This is a genomic window from Paraburkholderia sp. J67 (genome assembly GCF_905220265.1).
Classification (GTDB): domain Bacteria; phylum Pseudomonadota; class Gammaproteobacteria; order Burkholderiales; family Burkholderiaceae; genus Paraburkholderia.
Window position 1 is genome coordinate 806,851 of the sequence record NZ_CAJMZK010000001.1, and the last position, 21,365, is coordinate 828,215.

The following is a 21,365-nucleotide window of genomic DNA, read 5'->3' on the forward strand; positions in this document are numbered from 1 at the left end:
ATGCGGTAACGCTGGATTGAGAAACGGGGCTGACCATGAAGTCAGCCCCGTTTCGTTCTAGATCGCGTCCTCGGGAATGCCGCAAAAATCTGGGCACATGGCGCGAGCCAAAGCCCGCTCTTTCGCCGTCGTCTGCATTTTTTGCAAACGCACGCGCATGAAGTGCGCGTGCTCGATCGTCGTGTTCGCCAGCTTGCCGTCGAGATAGTCCTGCGAGACGACCGTAAAGCGCGTTTCGAACCAGCCGACGTACCAGAACCAGTCGGCGTAATAGATCCACGAATTCTCGTTGAACGCGCGCACATGCGTGGGATCCTGCCAGGCGCCCGGTGCCTTTTCGTAGGGCACTTCGATCAACATCTGCCCATCCATTTTCAGCAGACGCAGGCAGTTGGTCATGAGTTGCACCAGATCGCCCACATGCTCCAGGACGTTGTTGGCGTAAATGAAATCGACCGAGTCGGCGCGCAGTTCCACGGGCCCGGCCAGCGCGCTATCGAGTCGTGCCGGCAACGTCAGCGGCGCGCACAGGTCCAGCAGGACATCGGGTTCCGCACGCGCCAGCACGTCCAGATTGAGCCAGCCGGGCATGTAGTCCTTGCCCGAACCGATATGCAGGCGCTCCGGATGCCAGACCCCGGATAAAAACGTTCGATCTGCGAAGTGTCGTTGGGCCTTCTCCAGCGCGGCAGCGTATTGATCGAGCACGTCGTGATCGGCAAAAGCCTTCAGGCGCTCGCGAGCCTTTCCCGCGAAGGACGACGAGTGGAGTTCGCGCTGAAAAAAATCCCCGACGTTTTCAGTTTGCACCCAGAAAACGCTGTCCTCGAATTGAGGCGCAGGCGCCGTGCTCGCCGTGCGTTCGCTGATAACCGGCGTGCCAAGCGACAGACACTGGAATACACGAGCCTGCTCGAAGCGGGCACTATCGTAGAAGTGGCAGTTGAAAACGGCCTTCGCCCGGCGAATCTCCTCGTCGCGCTCCGGACCGAAAATGCCGAAAGGCAGCACGCTGACCTTGCAGCCCGCCGCCTCGATCTCTTGCAACAGTTTCAGCCGTCGCTCGTTCATGCTGCCGAAGAACAAGACATCGGTGGGACGCTGTTCGATGGCTGACGTGTTCGCGCCTGCTAAATAAGGCGCATACGCGAATGAAACGAGGGAGACGTCATCGCTCTTTCCGCCATAGGCAAGCACGTTGCGCTCGTCATAATCGACGACCGGAGAAGTCGCCAGCAGGCGCAAATAATCGGGCGATACCGTCGCGCCGTTTTCGCCCAGTTGTTCCAGGTTGACAAAGACACAGCGATAGCGCGGTGTCAGGCTCGAATCGAATCCCACATGGGCGCCGAAAACGAAATTGATCGCGTCGTGACGAAGACGGTTCTTGCCTATCGTGACGTCCGCGCCCAGACGCCGGAACTGGTATCGAAAGAAGCGTGCCTGATCGAGGAAGCCCAGCGCGGGGATGTGGCCTGTTGGCTGGAGGATGCAAAGATGAATTCGAGTGGAGGACATTTTCGGGCCGGTTGATCTGACGTCATCAAGGCGGCTCGCAGAGCTTCACGCACCGGCGACTGGCATCAGTTTCCGGCGCGGCTCCCGACAAAAGTCACGAATCCCTGTTGCGCACTGCTGTCATCGCATTCACGTTCCGCGAGCCTTCAGGTAAGACTCGTTATGCAGGTCGATGATAGTCAAGACGGTCACCCTACGTCCTTCGAAAACATTCGATTTTGAGCCTTCAATCTTCAAAAATGATGGAAGGTGAGCCACAGTTGCCGTGCATCAAGCATTGCATGCATACGCCCTACCGCTTCCCCGCCCCATACAACGTCGAATCCGCAAACCCCTCCGCGCCCAGCACATGCCCCACGAGGATCAGCGCCGTGCGCTCGATGTCCGTCGCCTGGACCTTCGCGACGATATCCGCGAGCGTGCCCGTCACGCGCTCCTCGTCGGGCCAACTCGCGCGATAGACCACGGCGACCGGGCAATCGTCGCCATAATGCGGGCGCAGTTCGTCGACGATGCGCGCGATATGACGCACACCCAGATGAATCGCCATCGTCGCGCGGTGGCGCGCGAGATCGCTCAATGCCTCGCCTTCGGGCATCGACGTCTTGGTCGCAAAGCGCGTGAGAATCAGCGTCTGCGAGATTCCCGGCAGCGTCAGTTCGTTGCCGAGCGTCGCCGCGCAAGCCGCCGTCGCCGTCACGCCCGGCACGATTTCATAAGGAATCCCAAGCTCACGCAAACGCCGGATCTGTTCGCCGATTGCGCCGTAAAGCGAAGGATCACCTGAATGCACGCGCGCGACATCGTGGCCTTCGCGATGAGCGCTTTCCAGCAGCGCGACGATTTCGTCGAGCGTCAGCGGCGCGGTGTCCACGACCTGATGCGCGCAATGGCCGTCGAGCACGGCGGGCGGCACGAGCGAGCCCGCGTAAAGAATCACGGGGCACGTGCGCACGAGGCGCTGGCCCTTCACGGTGATCAGTTCAGGATCGCCGGGGCCGGCGCCGATGAAGAAAACGGTCATACGTCGATATTCCGTTGATTGAGATTCGCGAGCGCATCCAGCGCGTCCTGCACCGAAGCGAATTCGCGTTGTGCGGGCGGCAGCGTCGGCCGTCGCATCATGACCACGGGCAGTCCGCGCTCGCGTGCGACGGCCAGCTTCGCTTCAGTCGCCGCGCCGCCGCTGTTCTTGCTGACAATCACGTCAAAGCGCCCTGCTGCGAAGAGCGTGCGTTCCCCTTCGTGGGTGAACGGGCCGCGCGCGTCGATCACTTGCGCGCGCGCATGGCCCGGATGCGCGTCGAGACAACGCACGGTCCAATGCTGATGCGCGGGCACTTCGTCGAGATGGGCAAGCGGCTCGCGGCCTGAGGTAAAGAGCACGCGCGCGTAGGGCGCGATGGCCTGGGTCACGCCGGTCCAGTCGTCTACCATGCGCCAGTCGTCGTCTGGCTGCGGCTGCCACGGTGCGCGGCGCAGGGCCCAATACGGCACCCGCGCCTGGGCGCACGCGCGCGCCGCATTCGCACTGATTTGCGCGGCGTAGGGATGCGTGGCGTCGAGCACCAGCGCGATCTGCTCATCGGCGAGATAGCGCGCGAGACCGTCCGCGCCGCCGAAGCCACCCACACGCACCGCGCAGGGCAAGTCGGCAGGCACGCGCCCGAGGCCCGCGAGGCTATACACATGCGCAGGTCCAAGCGCGCGCGCGATCCGCAGCGCGTCGCCCGTGCCGCCGAGCAGCAACACGCGCGCACTCATGGCTTGATCGCCTCATAGAGCGTGACGGGCAGCGCCTGGCGCCAGGTGTCGAAGCGTCCGAGCGGCTCCGCCTCGCCGATACCGATGCGCGTAAGCGTGCCGCCGTGCTGCGCGCGCCACGTCACCAGCGCCGCTTCGCTCTGCACGGTCACGGCGTTCGCGACGAGCCGTCCGCCCGACGCCAGCCGCTCCCAGCAGGTTTCCAGTACGCCCGGCACCGTCACGCCGCCGCCGATGAACACGGCGTCGGGCGTGGCGAGGCCCGCGAGCGCGTCCGGTGCGCGCCCCGCGACGAGTTGCAGCGCGGGCACGCCCAGCGCGCAACGGTTGTGTTCGATAAAGCGCTGGCGTTCAGCGTTCGATTCGATCGCGATCGCACGGCAGGCCGCATGGGCGCGCATCCATTCGATACCGATCGAGCCGCTCCCCCCGCCCACGTCCCAGAGCAACGCGCCCGGCGTCGGCGCGAGGCGCGCGAGCGTGAGCGCGCGCACGTCGCGTTTGGTGATCTGACCGTCGTGCTGATAGGCGTCGTCGGGCAGACCGGGCGTCAGCGTCCAGGCGCGCGGCGACGCAGCGTCATTGGCATCGGCAACGCATTCGAACGCGACGAGATTGAGCGCCGCGACTTCGTCGGCATGCCACGCATCGGCGCGACCGTCGATACGACGTTCCAGTGCGCCACCCAGATGCTCGAACACGACGAGGCGCGTCGCGCCGAAGCCCTGCTGCGCGAGCAGCGCCGCGATGGCCTTGGGCGTGCGCCCATCGGCGCTGAGCGCGAGCACGCGCGAACGCGGGTAAAGCTGACGCCGCAGTCCATCGAGCGGCCTGCCCACCAGCGACACCGCCGCCACATCCTGCAACGCCCAGCCAAGGCGCGCCGCCGCAAGCGACAGCGAGGAAGGCGCGGGCAGCACGCGCATTTCATCGGGCGCGAGATGGCGCCCAAGCGTCGCGCCCACGCCGTACAGCATCGGGTCGCCGCTCGCCAGCACGCACATGGGTTCGCGCGTCTCGCGCAGCGCGAGCAGGGGCTCGACGCTGAACGGCTGCGGCCACGGCGCGCGGCGCGCGCGCACGCGCTCGGGCAGCATCGCCAGATGACGCGCGCCGCCCGTTACGACCGCCGCCGTCAAGAGCGCGCGGCGCGCCTCGCGCCCGAGCCCCGCGTACCCGTCCTCGCCTATGCCGATCACCGTCAGCCACGCTCGCCCACCCTGCATCCGTGCTCCGTCATGCGTTGCGCGCGGCCCGTCTGGATTCGCGGATCGCGCTGGAAAACGGGCATAATACCGCTTCCGCTGGCGCCGGACGGGCCGCAAATCTGCGAATTTCCGCCGATTTTCCCTTGTTTGCCGAACCAGCCAGCGCTCGCGCGTGAGCCCTGCCGCGCCGGCACGCTCCTACGACCGCGCGATGTATACACGGTGTCCCTTGAATCACGACTCGAAGCCTGCTACGTCCCCTGCTGACTGGGCCGCGGCCCGCCGTTCGGCGTGCCCGGGGCTCGTGCGCGTCGTGACGGCCCGCGACGGCGGCCTGTGCCGCATCCGTCTGCCGGGCGGCGCGCTGCCGGCCACGCAGGCGCACGCAATGGCCGAAGCCGCGCTCGCGCATGCTCACGGCACGCTCGAACTGACGAACCGCGCGAACATCCAGATCCGCGGCATCCGCACGGGCAGCGAAGCGGCGCTCACGGCGGCGCTGGTCGCGGCCGGTCTCGGCCCGTCGATGGCCGCGAGCGAAGGCGCCGACCTGAGCACCGCCGACGAACTGCGCAACCTGATGCTCAGCCCGCTCGCGGGCCTCGACCCCGACGCGCTCATCGACACCACGACGCTCACCGCGCCCCTCGTCGCGATGCTGCAAGGCGAGCCGCGTTTCGCCGCGCTCTCGCCCAAGTTCGCGATGCTGATCGACGGCGGCGAGCGGCTCGCGGCGCTCGATCATCCGCACGATATCTGGCTGGCCGCCGCGCCGCATGACGATGGCGTGCGCTTCATGTTCGGCCTGGCGGGTTGTCCCGACGATGGCGCGATCGGCTCGATTGCCGCCACGCATGCGGCGACGCTGATCCATGCGCTGCTGCATGCGTTCCTCGATCTCGCCCAGCCCGGCGAGACGCGCATGCGCGAAGTGGTTGCGGCGCACGGCGTGCCAGCCGTGCTTCAGCAAGCGCAACGTCATGCGCGGATCGACATCGAACGCGTCGACAACTGGCGTCGTACGCGTGTCGATCTGGGCTTGCGGCTCGGCGTACACTCATTGAACGCCGATGAAAACGGCGCAGCCGGTTACGTAGGCTGCCAGCCACCCCTCGCGCGCCTCGACGCCGCGACGCTGCACGGCCTCGCCACACTCGCGCAAACGCACGCCGACGGCATGTTGCGCATCACGCCGTGGCAAGGCGCGATCCTGCCGAATGTGCCGCAACATGCCATGCCAGACGCGCTAAAACGCCTGCAAGCGCTCGGCCTCATCACCGACGATGCCAATCCGCTCGCGCGCACGATTGCCTGCACGGGCTCGGCGGGCTGCGCGAAAAGCCGCGCCGATACCAAAGCCGACGCCCTGCAACTCGCCGCGCACTTGCCGCGCGACACGCACGTTCACCTGAGCGGCTGCGAACGCTCCTGCGCCGCCGCGCATTGCGCGCCGTTCACGCTGCTCGCCGTGGCGCCCGGCGAGTACGACCTTTACGAGCGCGACGCGCACATGGCCTCATTCGGCCGTCTCGTCGCGCGCCACCTGACGATCGAAGCCGCCGCGCGACTGTTGAACCCACAGCGCGCAGCGGCCCCGGAGCACTCCTGATGTCTGATTACATCCGCGACGGCCAGGCGATCTATCGCGAATCCTTCGCGACGATCCGCGCCGAAGCCGATCTCTCGCGCATTCCCGCCGACCTCGAAAAACTCGCCGTGCGCGTGATCCACGCCTGCGGCATGGTCGACGTAGTCGGCGATCTGGCCTTCTCGCCGGGCGCAGGCGCAGCGGGCCGCGCGGCGCTCGCGAACGGCGCGCCGATTCTCTGCGACGCGAAAATGGTCGCCTTCGGCATCACGCGCGCACGCCTGCCCGCGAACAACAACGTCGTCTGCACGCTCGACGATCCCACTGTGCCAACGCTCGCACGCGAGATGGGCAACACACGCTCGGCCGCGGCGCTCGAACTCTGGCGCCCGTACCTCGAAGGCAGCGTGGTCGCCATCGGCAACGCACCCACGGCCCTCTTTCACCTCATCGACATGATCGCGGCGGGTGCGCCGCGTCCCGCGCTGATCCTCGGCATGCCGGTGGGCTTCGTGGGCGCGGCCGAATCGAAGGCCCTGCTCGCGAGTGCCGAGCACGGCGTGCCCTTCGTGGTCGTGCACGGCCGCCGCGGCGGCAGCGCAATGGCCGCCGCCGCCGTCAACGCACTTGCTTCGGAGATCGAATAAATGTCCATCAAAGGACGACTGCACGGCATCGGCGTCGGTCCCGGCGACCCTGAACTGCTCACGCTCAAGGCGCTGCGCCTCATCAAGGCCGCGCCCGTGGTGGCGTACTTTGTCGCCAAGGGCAAGAAAGGCAACGCGTTCGGCATCATCGAAGATCATCTGGAGCCCGAGCAGGAGCAACTGCCGCTCGTCTACCCGGTAACCACCGAAGCGCTCGAACCGCCGCTCTCGTACGAAGCGATCATTGCGGACTTCTACGACGGCGCCGCCGAAATTGTCGCCGCGCATCTGGACGCGGGCCGCGACGTGGCCGTGATCTGCGAAGGCGACCCGTTCTTCTACGGCTCGTACATGTATCTGCACGACCGGCTCGCCATGCGTTACGAAGCCGAAGTCGTGCCGGGCGTGTGCTCGATGCTGGGCGGCGCGGCCGTGCTGGGCGTGCCGCTCGTCTATCGCAACCAGAGTCTCGCCGTGCTCTCGGGCGTGCTGCCCGAAGACGAACTGCGCCGCCGTCTTGCCGATGCGGACGCCGCCGTCATCATGAAACTCGGCCGCAACTTCGAGAAAGTGCGCCGCGTGCTGACCGACCTCGGCCTCGCGGATCGCACGCTCTACGTGGAACGCGCGACGATGGCGAACCAGCGCATCGTCCCGCTCGACGATGTCGATCCGATGGCTTCGCCGTATTTCTCGCTGCTCGTCGTGCCGGGGGAAAAATGGCAACGCTGAACGTCGCGCGCCTGCCGCCCGCCATCATCGTGCTCGGCCCCGGCGCGCTCGCCACCGCGCAGCGCGTGAAGGCGCTCTACGCGAACGCGCAGATTCACGCCTTGCAGGAGCGCGCGCAAGGCGACATCGCGTTCAGCGAACTAGGCGAACATCTGCGCGAACTCTACCGGCGCGGCACGCCGCTCATCGCGCTGTGCGCGGCGGGCATCGTGATCCGCTGCCTCGCGCCGCTGCTGACGAACAAAGGCGTCGAGCCGCCCGTGCTCGCGCTCGCGGAAGACGGCAGCGCGGTCGTGCCGCTGCTCGGCGGCCTGACGGGCGTGAACGTGATGGCGCGCGAGATCGGTGCCGCGCTGGGCATCGCGCCCGCGATCACCACGAGCGGCGAGTTGCGCTTTGGCACCTGCCTGCTCAATCCGCCCGAGGGGTACGCATTGTCGAGCCTCGCGCAAGGCAAGCGCTTCGTGTCGGATCTGCTCGCGGGCGACACCACGCGCATCGACGGCGAAGCGCCCTGGCTCGATCGAGTCGACCTGCCGCGCGACGCGGCCGCGCGCCACGCGATCCGTGTGAGCCCGCAGGCGTGGGACGGCAATCCCGAGCACCTCGTGATCCATCCGCGCGCGGTCGTTGCGGCCGCAACCGAGGCGCCTGCGCTGCTCGCCGAATACGTGCACGAAGCGCTGCGCGCCAACGGCGTAGCGGAGCAAGCACTCGCCGCGCTGGTCGCGCCCGCCTCGCGCATGGGCGACGCAGCGTTCGAACAGGCCGCATCGGCATTGGGCGTGCCGCTGCGTTTCGTCGATAGCGACAACGCCGACGCTGCTACCCTGCTCGGCACGGTGAAGCTGCCCGAACCGCATCGGCGCATTGAAGCCGAACACGGCATTGCGCTGGGCGTCGCGCACGAACCGCTGGAAGTGTCCACGCTTGGTCAGGCGCGTGGCCGTCTCACGGTGCTCGGCCTCGGCCCCGGCCGTGCCGATCTGCTCACGCCGATGGCGCGCGCCGCGCTCGACGAAGCCACCGACATCATCGGCTACGCGACCTACGTGGAAATGGCCGGTCCGCTGCGCCCCGGCCAGGTGCGCCACGCCACCGACAACCGCGAAGAACTGCAACGCGCGCGCCATGCGTTCGAACTGGCGAGCGCGGGACGACGCGTCGCCGTGGTGTCGTCGGGCGACCCGGGCGTGTTCGCGATGGCTGCCGCCGTGCTCGAAGCGCTCGAAGGCTCCGAGGACCCGCGCTGGCATCGCGTCGATCTGCGCATCGTGCCCGGCGTGTCGGCGGCGCTCGCGACGGCCGCGCAGGCCGGCGCGCCGCTCGGCCATGACTTCTGCATGCTCTCGCTCTCGGACAATCTCAAGCCGTGGGCCGTGATCGAAAAACGCCTGCATCACGCCGCGCTCGCCGATCTCGTGATGGCGTTCTACAACCCGATCTCGCGCGCCCGGCCCTGGCAACTGGACCGGGCGCTGGAGATCGTGCGCGCCGTGCGCGCGCCGGACACGCGCGTCGTGCTCGGTCGCGACGTGGGCCGCCCGGCGGAAACGCTGCGGGCGACCACACTTGGCGAACTGCAATCGTCGGATGTGGACATGCGCACGATGGTTATCGTCGGGTCGTCCGCGACGCGGGGCTTTGCGCGCGGCGGCGATAGCGAAGGCGAGTGGATCTACACGCCGCGCTGGTACGGCGAGACACAGCGTACCGATCGCTAAAAAAGTTGCGCGTGCATTCATACTGAATAAAAACACGCAATCCCACCCTAAAAGATCGGCACGGCGCGCCGTAAACACAGTGATCCCATCACTCGCAGGACGCGCGCCGATGACCGATACCCTTTCAGCCACGCCCGACGCAGCACCCGAATCTGCCTTGCTCACGTTGGCCGACATTCCGCTTGGCCAGCCGCTCGACTGGCCGCTCGTCGATGCCGACGGCACCTTGCTGCTCGATAGCGGCGCGACGCTCGTGGGCGAAATGGAACGCGATTTCCTGTTCCGCCACTTCGCGCCGCAGCGCGGCGACCTTGCGGCGCCGGCGAGTGTGAATGCCAAAGCCGAGGAACCTGACGCCGCGCTGAGCGTGCGCGATCTGCATCTGACCATCGGGGCGCTGATGGGGCTGCGGCCGCAGCAAGGCGCGAGCGGTGCGCCTATGCATCCGTGCAAGCTGATTGGCGTCGCGCCCAATGAGGCGGTGTTCGTCACGCTGCCCTATGTGGATCGGCGACCGATCGAGGTCACGCCGGGCGAGAATGTCGAAATGGTCGCTATCGCGAGTCATGCTGTCTATCGCTTTGTTTGTACCATTCATGCGATGTATCAGGCGCCGCTTGGTTATCTGCTGCTTTCCAAGCCCGCCAATATCCGCATGCTGCGCGAGCGGAAGTCCATTCGCGTGCGGGCGCAGTTTCCTGTGCGCTATGGGATTGGTGAGGATTCCGAGGGGTATCAAGGAGTCGCGCTCGCGCGCGGCATTAGTGCACTCGGGCTCTCGATTGCTGCGCCGTGGGCGCTTGCGAAGGTTGGCGAGCGGTTGCGCGTGGCGTTTCGGCTGCGCTCTGGCGAGCTCGATACCACCATCGAGACTAGCGCCGTCGTGCGTAATGTGCTTCCGGCTGAAGGCGCCGAGCCGCTTATCACCCTTGGGCTCGAGCTCGATAGTCTCTCGCCCGCCGATCAGATGGCCATGAAGGTTTTTGTTTTTGATCGGCAGGATGATGTGCTCTATTGGACGGGTAGCTCTCGGTAGGTACTTCGGGCTGTTTTGGCCTTTCCTTGTTTTCTTGTCGGTCTATTAGCGTCGCCCCTGTGCGGGGCGGCACCTACTTTTCTTTGCCGCGGCAAAGAAAAGTAGGCAAAAGAAAGCCGCTCAAACCGCTAGTGTGACGAAGTCCACAACCAGCCGTTGAGGGGGAAAGGTATAGGAGCATCCGTCACTTCGCACCACGAAACGAAGTGACAAAGGACTCATTCATCCCGCTGCCCGCTACGCGCGCAGCGGACGGGTCTGCATGGGAAACCCCTGTGCTGAAGGCATTTTCGCAAGTTCAGGCAAACCTTCGGTTTGCCGCTATGCCCCACGGGGCGCGTAGCGCCCCCGGATGTGGGATGGCCTTGTCACTTTGTTTAGTGGTGCGATGTGACGGATGCTCCTATACCTTTCCCCCTAAACGGCGGTTTGCGGACTTCGTCACACTGGCGGTTTGAGCGGCTTTCTTTTGCCTACTTTTCTTTGCCGCGGCAAAGAAAAGTAGGTGCCGCCCCGCACAGGGGCGACGCTAATAGACCGACAAGAAAACAAGGAAAGGCCAAATCGGCAAGAACCACGACAACGAGCCCAGAGACATCGTCAGGCAAGCAGATCATCAGCACGAACACACTCCCCTTGCCAGGCCCGCGCAAGCGCATAACAGCGTCCGAGCCGCACAGCGGCCACCTCACAATCGACCACGGTAACGTGATCAGCATGCTGCGGCCGCCCAGGCCATCGCACCGCACGCCCATCACTAAAGATCCACAGATGCCGCTCTCTCGCCGGGTCGCGCCGCGCCACAGCATCGAGCAATTGTGAGGCCCGCGCAATACCCGCCGCTAGCGGCGTCCCGCCACCACCGCCAATGGGCTCAAGCCAGCGCTCATTCCACCACCGCGGCACAGCGGGCCCAAATCGCAATTCAGCGCGCACACCGCCAAAGCAAACGAGTGCCACCTCCGCACGCTCACTGCGCGCCCGATCGAACAAGGCGATCAAAAGCCCCTTGGCCATCGCAAGCTGCCCATGCGCGAGCATCGAAGCCGAGCAATCGAGCACAAAGCAATGCAAGGCGCCCGTACCGGTTTTACGCTGCGCATAGCGCAAATGCCCGGCTCGCAGCACATCGCCACCTCTCGCCACCAGCGTAGGCAGCCAGGCTACCCGCGCCCCCGCCGCGCCCTCCCGCATGATGCGCGCACGCCCCGTTCCAGGACCTTCACGCCGTCGTGCACCACCCTGTGCCTGGGCGGCGGTCCTTGCCCGACGGGTCAGCGTTTTTTTGTGGGCAGCGGAATCACGCCCTTGACCGCCTTCGCGGCGACGGGCTCGGGCGGCATTTCGCCCCAATCGGATGTCGATTCGGACTGCTGCTTTTCGCGTTGCCGCTCCGCCTCGTCGTGGCCCGATGGCGGCTGCGCTCGCGAAGCATCGTCGCGCCCCGCCGGAGGCTGATCCGGTAGCACGCGTCGGCGATGCGCGAGCACCGCGTCGGCCACCTGTTCGACGTGTTCGGGCGCAATCTGCGCCGCCCCTTCGAACGCCGCCAGTGCCCGCGCCGCGCGCAACATCACCAGATCGGCACGCATGCCGTCGACAGCCGCTTCGACGCACAACTGCGCCGCGCGCTCATGCACGGCATCGCTCCATTCAAGCGCATCGAGCGCGCCACGCGCGCCCGCAATACGCGCTGCCAGTTCGCGCTGCGCCTGCGCATGAGCCGCGCAAAAAGCCTGCGGATTCGCATCGAACGCAAGCCGCGCCTTGACGATGCGCTGACGCTCGGCCGTGTCATATCGGTTGTCGAGTTCGACCATCAGGCCAAAGCGATCCAGTAGTTGCGGGCGCAACTCTCCTTCTTCCGGATTCATCGTGCCGACCAGCACAAACCGCGCTTCGTGCGTGTGCGAGACGCCATCGCGCTCGACCGTGTTCACGCCGCTCGCGGCCGCGTCCAGCAGCGCGTCGACGAGCGCGTCGGGCAGCAGGTTCACTTCATCGACGTACAGCACGCCGTCGTGTGCCCGCGCGAGCAGGCCCGGCGCGAATCGCACCGCGCTCTCGCGCAGCGCGGCTTCCAGGTCGAGCGTGCCGATCAGCTTTTCCTCGCTCGCGCCCAGCGGCAGCGTGACGAATGCGCCATCGGGCAGCAGCGCGGCCAGTGCGCGCGCCGCCGTCGATTTCGCGGTGCCGCGCGGTCCGCTCACGAGTACGCCGCCGATCGCGGGATCGATGGCCGCGAGCAGCAACGCGCGCTGCAGCGGCGCCTGGCCGACCAGCGCGGTAAAGGGAAAGGCGGGACGCGTCGTCGCCACGTTCATGTTCACTGTCCTTCCATTCGCTCGCCAGCTTCGAGCAGGCGTTGTTCGATTTGCTCGCGATGCTCGCCGGGCTGTTGCCAAAGGCCGCGCTGCATCGCTTCGATCAGGCGTTCGCAGATCGCGTGCAGGGCATGTGGGTTGTGGCGCTGCATGAAGGCGCGCGTGTCGTCGTCGTGCACGTAGGCGTCGGCGACCAGTGCGTATTGATGGTCGCCCACCACGCGCGCGGTCGCATCGTAGCCGAACAGGTAATCGACGGTCGCGGCCATTTCCGCTGCGCCTTTGTAGCCGTGACGCTTCACGCCCTCGATCCACTTCGGATTGACCACGCGCGAGCGGACCACGCGTGCGATCTCCTCTTGCAGCGGCCGGATACGTGGTGCGGCCGGGTTGCTATGGTCGGCGTGGTAGAGCGTGGGCTGCGCCTGCGAGAAGTGCCGCGCCGCCGCCGCCATGCCGCCCTGGAACTGGTAGTAGTCGTTCGAGTCGAGCAGGTCGTGTTCGCGGTTGTCCTGGTTTTGCAGGATCACGTCGATCGAGGCGAGGCGTTGGCGGAACGCGTCGCGCGCGTCGTCGCCGCTGCTTTTCTGGGCGTACGCGTAGCCGCCCCACGCCTGATAGGCCAGCGCGAGATCGGCGTCGGTCTGCCATTGCCGATGGTCGATCATCGCTTGCAGGCCCGCGCCATACGCGCCCGGCCGCGCGCTAAACACGCGCCAGCCGGCGCGGCGGCGCGCTTCGGAAGCCTCCATGCCCTCGGCGATCAAGGCGTCGCGTTCGCGCTGGATGCGCGCGCGCAGCGGGTTCAGATGTTCGGGTTCGTCGAGTTCGGCGACGGCTTGCACGGCCGCGTCGAACAGATGCATCACGTTCGGGAACGCGTCGCGGAAAAAGCCCGACACCCGCAGCGTCACGTCGATGCGCGGCCGGTCGAGCGCTTCCACCGGCATGATTTCGAAGTCGATCACGCGCTGGCTACCCGCCGCCCACTTGGGGCGCGCGCCGATCAGCGCGAGCGCCTGGGCGATATCGTCGCCGCCCGTGCGCATGGTGGCCGTGCCCCACACCGAAAGACCGATGGCGCGCGGGTAGTCGCCGTGTTCCTGCAGATGGCGCTCGATCAGTTGCTGCGCCGATTTCAGGCCAAGCGACCAGGCCGCCTGGGTGGGCACGGCGCGCGTATCGACCGAATAGAAGTTGCGGCCCGTGGGCAGCACGTCGGGGCGGCCGCGCGAGGGCGAACCGCTCGGCCCGGGTGGCACGAAACGGCCTTCGAAGCCACGCCGCAACTGGCGCAATTCCTCGTGCCCGCAGGCGTCGAGGCGCGGCAGCACGTCGTCGCGCAAGCGCGCAATCACACGTGCGGCATGCGGCAACGTCTGCGCGATTTCATCGAAGGCGTCCGCCGTTTCGCACGCGCTGGCGAGCAGCGCGCCCGCCAGCGCTTCGAGGCGCTCGCGCGTATCCCCCGCATGGCGCCAGGGTGCGTCGATCGCTTCAACGAGCAATGAAGGACGCGGCCCAGTCCACGGCGCGGCCCAGTCGACGCTCCCCGCTTCCAGCAGATGATCGATGCCGAAGTCGCGCGCCAACGCGTCGATCAAGCCAGCGTTCGCGCCCTGTCCGTCGCCACTCGGATAGCGGCCCAGCGCGAGCAACGTGTCGCGCCGCTGCGTGCCCTGCGGCGATTCGCCGAAGGTATGCAGGCCGTCGCGGATCTGCGCTTCCTTTAGTTCGCACAAGTAAGCATCGGCGCGATTGAGCAGTTCGTCTTCGCCCTGCTGATCCTGCGGCGCGGCGACGCTCAATTCCTCGTGCAGTTTGTGCTCGATGATGGTCGCGAGGATGGTCTTGCGCAGCAGCTTCGCGCGGCGCGGGTCCACCATCAATGCTTCGTAATACTCATCGACCTGGCGTTCGAGGTCCTGTAGCGGCCCATAGTTTTCTGCGCGCGTGAGCGGCGGCATCAGGTGATCGACGATCACGGCCTGGGCGCGGCGTTTGGCCTGACTCCCCTCGCCCGGATCGTTGACGATGAACGGATACAGATGCGGCAGGGCCCCAAGCGCCATGTCGGGCCAGCAGGTTTCGGCGAGCGCCACGCTTTTGCCCGGCAGCCATTCGAGGTTGCCGTGCTTGCCGACGTGCGCGATCGCGTCGATGCCGAAGGTCTCGCGCAGCCAGAAGTAGAACGCCAGGTAGGCGTGCGGCGGCACGAGGTCGGCGTCGTGATAGTTGGCGTAGCTGTCGTCGCCGCGCGAGCGCGAGGGCTGGATGCCGATGAACACTTGCCCGCAGCGCCAGCCCGCGATCATGAAGCGGCCACGACGCACCGTCGGGTCCTGCTCGGGCGCGCCCCAGCGCGCGATCAGCGCGTTCTGCGCGTCGACCGGCAGTTGCGCGAAGCGCGCGCGGTAATCGTCGAGCGCGAGACTCTGCCACGCGGGCCGCAACGCACGCGTATCGGGATCGTTGGTCACGCCCTGCGTGAGCGTGGCCATGAGCGCTTCGCCGTCTTCGGGCAGATCGGCCACGCGATAGCCTTCGTCGCGCAGCATGCGCAGGATGTTCACCACCGACGCAGGCGTATCCAGCCCCACGCCGTTGCCGATGCGCCCTTCGCTCATCGGATAGTTGGCCAGCACGAGCGCGAGCTTTTTCTCCGCGTTCGGCAGCGTGCGCAGCCGGCACCAGCGCCGCGCGAGTTCGGCCACGAAGGCCACGCGCTGAAGGTCGGGCTGATAGCGCACGACATCGACTTGCGTGTCCTTGCAGTGGTAGGCGAGGCCCTTGAAGCTGATAGCGCGCGTGATGATGCGGCCATCGACTTCGGGCAGCGCGATATGCATGGCGATATCGCGCGAATTCAGGCCGTGGTTGTCCTTCACCCAGTCTTCACGGTTCCCGCCGCTCAGGATCACCTGGAGTACGGGCGCATCGCCCGCCAGCGCGAGCGGTTCCGGATCGTCGAGCGACGACGCCGCGAACGCCGTGGTGTTGAGCACGAGCGCGATGTCGTGCTCGGCCGCGAGACGGTCGAGCACGTCGCGGCTGATCGCGTCTTTCAACGACGTGATCGCGAGCGGCAGCGGGTTCAGGCCGCGCTCGGTCAGCGCGTCGATGAGCGCATCGAAAGCAGCCGTGTTGGCGGCCTGCAAATGCGCCTTGTAGAACAGGATCGCAACAAAAGGGGCGCCGGTTTGCCAGCGTGCGCGCCAGTCGTCGATGCTCGCCACGTCGCGCGCCGGGTGGTAAAGCGCGGCGGCGGGCAGCACGACGGGCGGCGCGGGCTCGTCGCCAAAGCCGAACGCGCGCCAGGCGAGCGCGCGCAGAAAACCTTCGGCATTGGCCGCGCCGCCTTCGCGCAGGTAACGCCAGAGCAGGCGGCAGAACTCCGGTTCCGCGCGGCTCTTCGCGATCAGGTTGGGGTCTTCCTGAAGGTCGCCCGAGAACATCGCGAGCAACTGGCCGCGTTGTTCCGCGAGCGTGGTGACCTGTTCGATGCCGTAAGGCCAGTACGCCTCGCCGCCCAGATGGTCGACCACGACCACCTTGGCGTGCCGCAAGACGTCGTCGACATAGAAGTCCACCGAGGCGGGCTGGCGCAGATACGTCACGTTCGCTAGCCGCACGCTCGGGAAGCCTTCCGGCAGGCGCGCCACGACGCTCGCGAGCAGGGCGAGCGTCGTATCGGCGGAACTCAGCACGACGATGTCGGCGGGCTGCTGGTCGATACGGATAACGCCCTGGGTATCGTCGACGAAACCGCCAGGCGTGGTGCGCAAAAGATGCATGGCGGTCTCGTCAGTGCAAACTTGAAAATAACGCGTGCAGTGCGTGCAATTGCACGCTTACTGGGCGACGGCCGCCACCGACGCCAGCGCCACGTCGAACGCGCTTTGCAGCGTAGCCGCGTCGAGGTCTTCGCCGATCAGCACGAAGCGGCTTGGCGTCGCAGTTTCCTGCGCGTTCCAGCGGCGATCGAAATAGCTGTCGAATCGACGGCCCACGCCCTGGATGACAAGACGCATCGGCGCACCCGGCAGCGCTGCGAAGCCCTTCACGCGATAGATCGTGTGGGCATCGACCAGCTTTTGCAGCGCCTCGATCGCGCCTTCGCGCGTGGCCACCGTGCCTTCGACCACGACCGAGTCGAACTCGTCGTGATGATGGTCGGCATCGTCGGCGGAACCGTGATGGTCGTGGCGCAGATGGATGCTTTCTTCCGAAGCCGCTTCGAGGCCGAGCAGCGTGTGCAGATCGAGCTGGCCGTGTTGCGCGCGCACGATCTTCACTTGCGGCGGCAGCTCTTCGCGCAGTTCGGCGATGACGGCTTCCTGCCCCGCTTCGTCGAGCAGATCGGTCTTGTTGAGGATCACGAGATCGGCGGCGGAAAGCTGGTCTTCGAACAGTTCGTGCAGCGGCGATTCGTGGTCGAGATTCGGGTCGGCCTTGCGCTGCGCGTCGACGGCTTGCGGGTTTTCCGCGAACTGGCCGCTCGCGGCGGCCGGGCCATCGACCACGGTGACGACCGCATCGACGGTGAACGCGTTGCGGATCGACGGCCAGTTGAAGGCCTGCACGAGCGGCTTGGGCAGCGCGAGGCCCGAGGTTTCGATCAGCACGTGGTCGATGTCGCCGCGGCGTTCGAGCAGTTGCTCCATCACCGGGAAGAATTCTTCCTGCACCGTGCAGCACAAGCACCCGTTGGCCAGTTCGTAGAGCTGGCCTTGCGTTTCGTTGCCGTTCTCGTCGCAGCCGATCCCGCAGCCGCGCAGGATTTCGCCGTCGATGCCGAGTTCGCCGAATTCGTTGACGATAACCGCGACGCGCAGACCGCCCGCGTGCTGGAGGATGTGACGCAGCAGCGTGGTCTTGCCGCTGCCGAGGAAGCCCGTGACGATGGTGACGGGGATCTTGCGCATTTGCATGAGGTGCTCCTTCGGCACTGGGGCCGCAGGTGGAGTGCGCCGCGCGGGGCGGGTCGAACGCGTCTTGCGGGCCAGACGGCGATGCGCGATGTCGGAGCGTTGCCGCACGGGCAGACATGACACGGCAGAGCACGACGTGGCGACAAGGCAAGACGCGTCGCGGGCCTAACCCGGCTGACGCATGGAAATCATGGACAGTGCGCCGCAATCCCGCAGCGCGCGTCCTGCTTGTCTGGCCGGTATCCGGACTGACGAGAAGCCGCTTCGCCTTCCCACGCCGGGCCTCGCGGCCCAATTGCGCAGTGGCGCCCGGCATGCGGCGCATGCCTTGAAGCGGTTTGCATCGGCATTGCGGCCGATGCGCTCGTTGTACCGTTGCGGGTGCAGTTCAGGCCAAGTCATTCGGAACGGGCGCTTTGGCGCCTGGTCCGCTCACCTGCGAGGCAGATGCGATGGCTCCCTGATTCCCGTTTAACCGCGTGCAGAACGATCGCGCACGCGAGCACCAGAGTGCGTGCGAGTGTAGGCGCGGGCCGCAGGCGCGTCAACCGCGCTTCGTGCCGCAAAGGCTTGCTGGATGGGCTCGCGCGGCGCTCCGGTTTACCCTCGGCGGGCCTTGGGGTCGACGCTTGAGCCGCGATGCGTGTGCTATCGTAGCGCGCAATTCCATGCGGAAAACGACAGGCAATGGCGCGCGCTGCTGTACTCGCGCCCGCCACAACCTCGTCATCCGTCACCGGCCGTGGCCGCCTTTACGTGAATCGCTCCCAACCCGCCGCTTCCTTGCCCGATGCCCCCGCTCCAGCGGACAATGCGCTCCCGCGCGCGCTGGCGCTCGGCATCGGCTGTCGCAGCGGCCTGTCGCTCGCGCAGATCGAGGCGGCCGTGCAGGCAGCGCTCGGCGCGTGGGCGCTCGCGCAGGTGAAGGTCGTGGCCACGCTCGACGCGAAAGCCGCCGAACCCGCCCTGCTCGCGTTCTGCGCCGCGCATGCGCTGCCGCTGCGCGCCTGGTCGCGCGAACAGGTGGCCGTCATCGAAGCCGATGCCGATGCCCTGCTGTCCGCGCCCAGCGCGGCGACGCAAGCACGCTTTGGCGTCGCGGGCGTATGCGAACCGTGCGCGCGTCTCGCGGCCGACGGCGGCCCGCTCGTGCGCGCCAAGCTCGCGCTCGACGGCGTGACGGTCGCGCTCGCGGCGTTTTCCGATGCCACCCCTATCACCGATATCGCTGCGCGCGCCTCGACGTAACATCGGCGAGGCTGCGCAGAAAACCGCAACACAGGACTGATCCGCGACGATGAAAACCGATCCCGAATCCCACCAGCGCATGACCCAGCGTCGCCGTGAAGGCCACGAGAAGAAGCAGGCCGCCGCGACGCACGAAAAAGGCCTCCTGATCGTCAACACCGGCACCGGCAAGGGCAAGACCACGGCAGCGTTCGGCATGGCCGTGCGCGTGCTCGGCCACGGCATGAAGCTGGGCGTCGTGCAGTTCATCAAGGGCGCGCTGCATACTTCCGAGCGCGATTTCCTCTCGAGCGTCGCGCAGTGCGACTTCGTGACGATGGGCGACGGCTACACCTGGAACACGCAGAACCGCGACGCCGACGTCGCCACCGCGCGCAAGGGCTGGGACGAAGCGAAGCGCATGATCGAAAGCGGCGAGTACGCGATGGTGATCCTCGACGAGTTGAACACCGTACTCAAGTACGAATATCTGCCGCTCGAAGAAGTGCTGGAGGTGATCGCCGCGCGCGGGCCGATGCAGCACGTCGTGGTCACGGGCCGTCACGCGCCCGACGCGCTGATCGAAGCCGCCGACCTCGTCACCGAAATGCGCATCGTGAAGCATCCGTACCGCGAGCAGGGCGTGAAAGCGCAAAAGGGCGTGGAGTTCTGACGCCATGAACGCGAAGGTTGCGTGCCCAGCGCTTTTCATCAGCGCGCCCGCCTCGGGCCAGGGCAAGACCACGCTCACCGCGGGGCTCGCGCGCCTGCACCGCCGCCAGGGGCGGCGCGTGCGCGTGTTCAAGACCGGCCCGGATTTTCTCGATCCGATGATCCTCGCGCGCGCAAGCGGCGCGCCGGTCATGTCGCTCGATCTGTGGATGGTGGGCGAGACGGGCTGTCGAGCCTTGCTCGCGCAGGCAGCGGCCGAAGCGGATCTGATCCTGATCGAAGGGGTGATGGGCCTGTTCGACGGCACGCCTAGCAGCGCCGATCTGGCCGCGACGTTCGGCGTGCCGGTGGCGGCCGTGATCGGCGCGAATTCGATGGCGCAGACGTTCGGCGCGATCGCGTTCGGCCTCGCGCGCTATCGAGCCGACGTACCGTTTCATGGCGTGCTCGCCAATCGCGTGGGCTCGGCGCGCCACGCGCAGATGCTTCAGGAAGGCTTGCCCGCCGATATCCGCTGGCTCGGCCACGTTGCGAGCGACGCGCAATTTTCGCTGCCTGACCGGCATCTCGGCTTGCATCAGGCGAGCGAAATCGACGATCTCGACGCGCGTATCGAGCGCGCCGCCGATGCGCTCGAACACACGGCGCTGGCCGAACTGCCGCCCGCCGTATCTTTCGATACACCGAGCGCGCAAGCCGCTACGCCGCCCCTGCTCGAAGGCCGACACATCGCCGTTGCGCGCGACGCCGCGTTTTCGTTCATCTATCCGGCGAATCTCGCGCTGCTCGAAGCACTCGGCGCGCGCGTGAGTTTTTTCTCGCCGCTCGCCGACGAAGCCGCACCCGCGCACGCCGACGCCCTCTATCTGCCCGGCGGCTATCCCGAACTACACGCCGCCGCGCTCGCCTCGAATACACGCAGCGCGGCGTCGTTGCGCGCGCACGTCGAAGCGGGCAAGCCGCTCGTCGCCGAATGCGGCGGCATGCTGTATCTGCTCGACGCGCTCACCACCGTCGACGGCACACGCACGCCGATGCTGGGCCTGCTGCCCGGCGAAGCGGCGATGCAAAAGCGTTTCGCGGCGCTCGGCATGCAGCGTCTCGACGGCGCGCATGGCACGCTCACGGGCCACACGTTCCACTACTCGCGCGTGAGCACGCCGCTCGAATCCGTGCTGCGCGCACGCCACGCCCAAACCGGCGCGGATGGCGAAGCGCTCTATCGCCACGGCGCGATCACCGCGACTTATATGCACGCCTACTGGCCTTCCAATCCGGCCTTCGCGGCCGCCCTCTTTCATGGCACAACCCTTTGACGACGCCGAACGCGCGGCGGTTTACCGCGCGATCTACGAGCGGCGCGACATGCGCCACTTCGCGCCCGGCCCCGTCGATCCGGCGGTGCTCGCGCGGCTGCTCGACGCCGCGCATCACGCACCGAGCGTCGGCTTCATGCAGCCGTGGCGCATCGTGCGCATCACCGCCCCGGCCGTGCGCGAGCAACTTCAGGCCGCCGTCGAGCGCGAACGCCTCGCGACCGCCGACGCGCTCGGCAAGCGCCGCGACGAGTTCATGAAGCTCAAGGTGGAAGGCATGCGCGAATGCGGCGAGTTGCTCGTCGTCGCGCTGATGGACCGCCGCGAGGCGCATATTTTCGGGCGCCGCACGCTGCCGGAAATGGATCTGGCGTCGGTTGCGTGCGCGATCCAGAACATGTGGCTCGCCGCGCGCGCCGAAGGGCTCGGCATGGGCTGGGTGTCGATCTTCGATGTCGACGAAGTGCACGCGCTGCTGGGCATGCCGCCCGGCGCGAAGCCGGTGGCGATCCTGTGTGTTGGCCACGTTGCGGAGTTCTATCCGAAACCCATGCTCGAAATCGAGCATTGGGCCGAGCGCAAGGAACTAGGCGAATGCGTCTATGAGAACCGCTGGCCCGAAGCGCAGGACGACTCGACGCCGCCGGGCTGAAGTCGTCGCGCGTAGCCGCCCCGCTG

General features: G+C 66.8%; 17 protein-coding genes and 1 riboswitch. Of the genes, 9 read left to right on the top strand and 8 right to left on the bottom strand.

All coding sequences use genetic code 11. From position 1 onward, the window contains the following. Window positions 1-57: 57 nt before the first annotated feature. The 4 genes from U5782_RS03385 to cbiE all read right to left on the bottom strand — a co-directional run bounded on the left by U5782_RS03385 (window position 58) and on the right by cbiE (window position 4,508). Window positions 58-1,518, bottom strand: coding sequence for a class I SAM-dependent methyltransferase (locus tag U5782_RS03385; RefSeq protein WP_322042384.1), 1,461 nt, complete (start codon window positions 1,516-1,518; stop codon window positions 58-60). 292 nt (window positions 1,519-1,810) lie between these two features. Then, the gene (gene cobM / locus U5782_RS03390; protein ID WP_322042385.1) at window positions 1,811-2,542 is read right to left on the bottom strand and encodes a precorrin-4 C(11)-methyltransferase; all 732 of its coding nucleotides are present in this window, start codon (window positions 2,540-2,542) and stop codon (window positions 1,811-1,813) included. Continuing rightward, window positions 2,539-3,282: a cobalt-precorrin-6A reductase gene (locus U5782_RS03395; RefSeq protein WP_322042386.1), complete on the bottom strand. Its 744-nt coding sequence runs from the start codon at window positions 3,280-3,282 to the stop codon at window positions 2,539-2,541. The genes cobM and U5782_RS03395 overlap by 4 nt, the downstream gene beginning before the upstream one ends. Further along, window positions 3,279-4,508, bottom strand: coding sequence for a precorrin-6y C5,15-methyltransferase (decarboxylating) subunit CbiE (gene cbiE, locus U5782_RS03400; RefSeq protein WP_322042387.1), 1,230 nt, complete (start codon window positions 4,506-4,508; stop codon window positions 3,279-3,281). The genes U5782_RS03395 and cbiE overlap by 4 nt, the downstream gene beginning before the upstream one ends. A gap of 193 nt (window positions 4,509-4,701) precedes the next feature. On the opposite strand from cbiE, the gene cobG reads away from it, so the two are divergent. The 5 genes from cobG (at window position 4,702) to U5782_RS03425 (ending at window position 10,217) form a co-directional block, all read left to right on the top strand. Beyond that, window positions 4,702-6,099: a precorrin-3B synthase gene (gene cobG, locus U5782_RS03405; protein ID WP_415914231.1), complete on the top strand. Its 1,398-nt coding sequence runs from the start codon at window positions 4,702-4,704 to the stop codon at window positions 6,097-6,099. Next, window positions 6,099-6,725 (top strand): precorrin-8X methylmutase, encoded by a 627-nt coding sequence (locus U5782_RS03410; protein WP_322042389.1) that lies wholly within the window; start codon window positions 6,099-6,101, stop codon window positions 6,723-6,725. Before cobG ends, U5782_RS03410 begins: the two co-directional genes overlap by 1 nt. Next, window positions 6,726-7,457 (top strand): precorrin-2 C(20)-methyltransferase, encoded by a 732-nt coding sequence (locus tag U5782_RS03415; protein WP_322042390.1) that lies wholly within the window; start codon window positions 6,726-6,728, stop codon window positions 7,455-7,457. Beyond that, complete coding sequence (cobJ, locus tag U5782_RS03420; RefSeq protein ID WP_322042391.1) at window positions 7,445-9,181, top strand: precorrin-3B C(17)-methyltransferase; 1,737 nt, start codon at window positions 7,445-7,447, stop codon at window positions 9,179-9,181. Before U5782_RS03415 ends, cobJ begins: the two co-directional genes overlap by 13 nt. 109 nt (window positions 9,182-9,290) lie before the next feature. Next, window positions 9,291-10,217: a flagellar brake protein gene (locus U5782_RS03425; RefSeq protein ID WP_322042392.1), complete on the top strand. Its 927-nt coding sequence runs from the start codon at window positions 9,291-9,293 to the stop codon at window positions 10,215-10,217. Between the two features lie 600 nt (window positions 10,218-10,817). Here the strand turns inward: U5782_RS03425 and U5782_RS03430 are convergent. From U5782_RS03430 to cobW, 4 genes are all read right to left on the bottom strand, one after another. Then, window positions 10,818-11,411, bottom strand: coding sequence for a vWA domain-containing protein (locus U5782_RS03430; protein WP_322042393.1), 594 nt, complete (start codon window positions 11,409-11,411; stop codon window positions 10,818-10,820). Window positions 11,412-11,491: 80 nt separating this feature from the next. Further along, window positions 11,492-12,541, bottom strand: a complete 1,050-nt coding sequence (locus U5782_RS03435) for an ATP-binding protein (RefSeq protein ID WP_322042394.1) — start codon at window positions 12,539-12,541, stop codon at window positions 11,492-11,494. 2 nt (window positions 12,542-12,543) lie between these two features. Then, window positions 12,544-16,335, bottom strand: coding sequence for a cobaltochelatase subunit CobN (cobN, locus tag U5782_RS03440; RefSeq protein ID WP_322042395.1), 3,792 nt, complete (start codon window positions 16,333-16,335; stop codon window positions 12,544-12,546). Window positions 16,336-16,392: 57 nt separating this feature from the next. Next, complete coding sequence (gene cobW, locus U5782_RS03445) at window positions 16,393-17,466, bottom strand: cobalamin biosynthesis protein CobW (protein WP_322042537.1); 1,074 nt, start codon at window positions 17,464-17,466, stop codon at window positions 16,393-16,395. Between the two features lie 222 nt (window positions 17,467-17,688). Beyond that, window positions 17,689-17,997, bottom strand: a riboswitch (cobalamin riboswitch). Window positions 17,998-18,300: 303 nt separating this feature from the next. Between cobW and U5782_RS03450 the strand changes: the two genes are divergently transcribed. The 4 genes from U5782_RS03450 to bluB are packed head-to-tail and all read left to right on the top strand — an operon-like array spanning window position 18,301 to window position 21,339. After that, complete coding sequence (locus U5782_RS03450) at window positions 18,301-18,720, top strand: cobalamin biosynthesis protein (RefSeq protein ID WP_322042538.1); 420 nt, start codon at window positions 18,301-18,303, stop codon at window positions 18,718-18,720. Between the two features lie 49 nt (window positions 18,721-18,769). Further along, a complete protein-coding gene (gene cobO / locus U5782_RS03455) occupies window positions 18,770-19,372 on the top strand; it encodes a cob(I)yrinic acid a,c-diamide adenosyltransferase (protein WP_322042396.1) in 603 nt (200 codons plus the stop codon). 4 nt (window positions 19,373-19,376) lie between these two features. Beyond that, window positions 19,377-20,687 carry a cobyrinate a,c-diamide synthase gene (locus U5782_RS03460; protein WP_322042397.1) on the top strand — a complete coding sequence of 437 codons (1,311 nt, stop codon included), beginning with the start codon at window positions 19,377-19,379 and terminating at the stop codon, window positions 20,685-20,687. Beyond that, entirely contained in the window at window positions 20,671-21,339 is a 669-nt protein-coding gene (gene bluB, locus U5782_RS03465; RefSeq protein WP_322042398.1) for a 5,6-dimethylbenzimidazole synthase, read from the top strand. The genes U5782_RS03460 and bluB overlap by 17 nt, the downstream gene beginning before the upstream one ends. Window positions 21,340-21,365 lie beyond the last annotated feature (26 nt).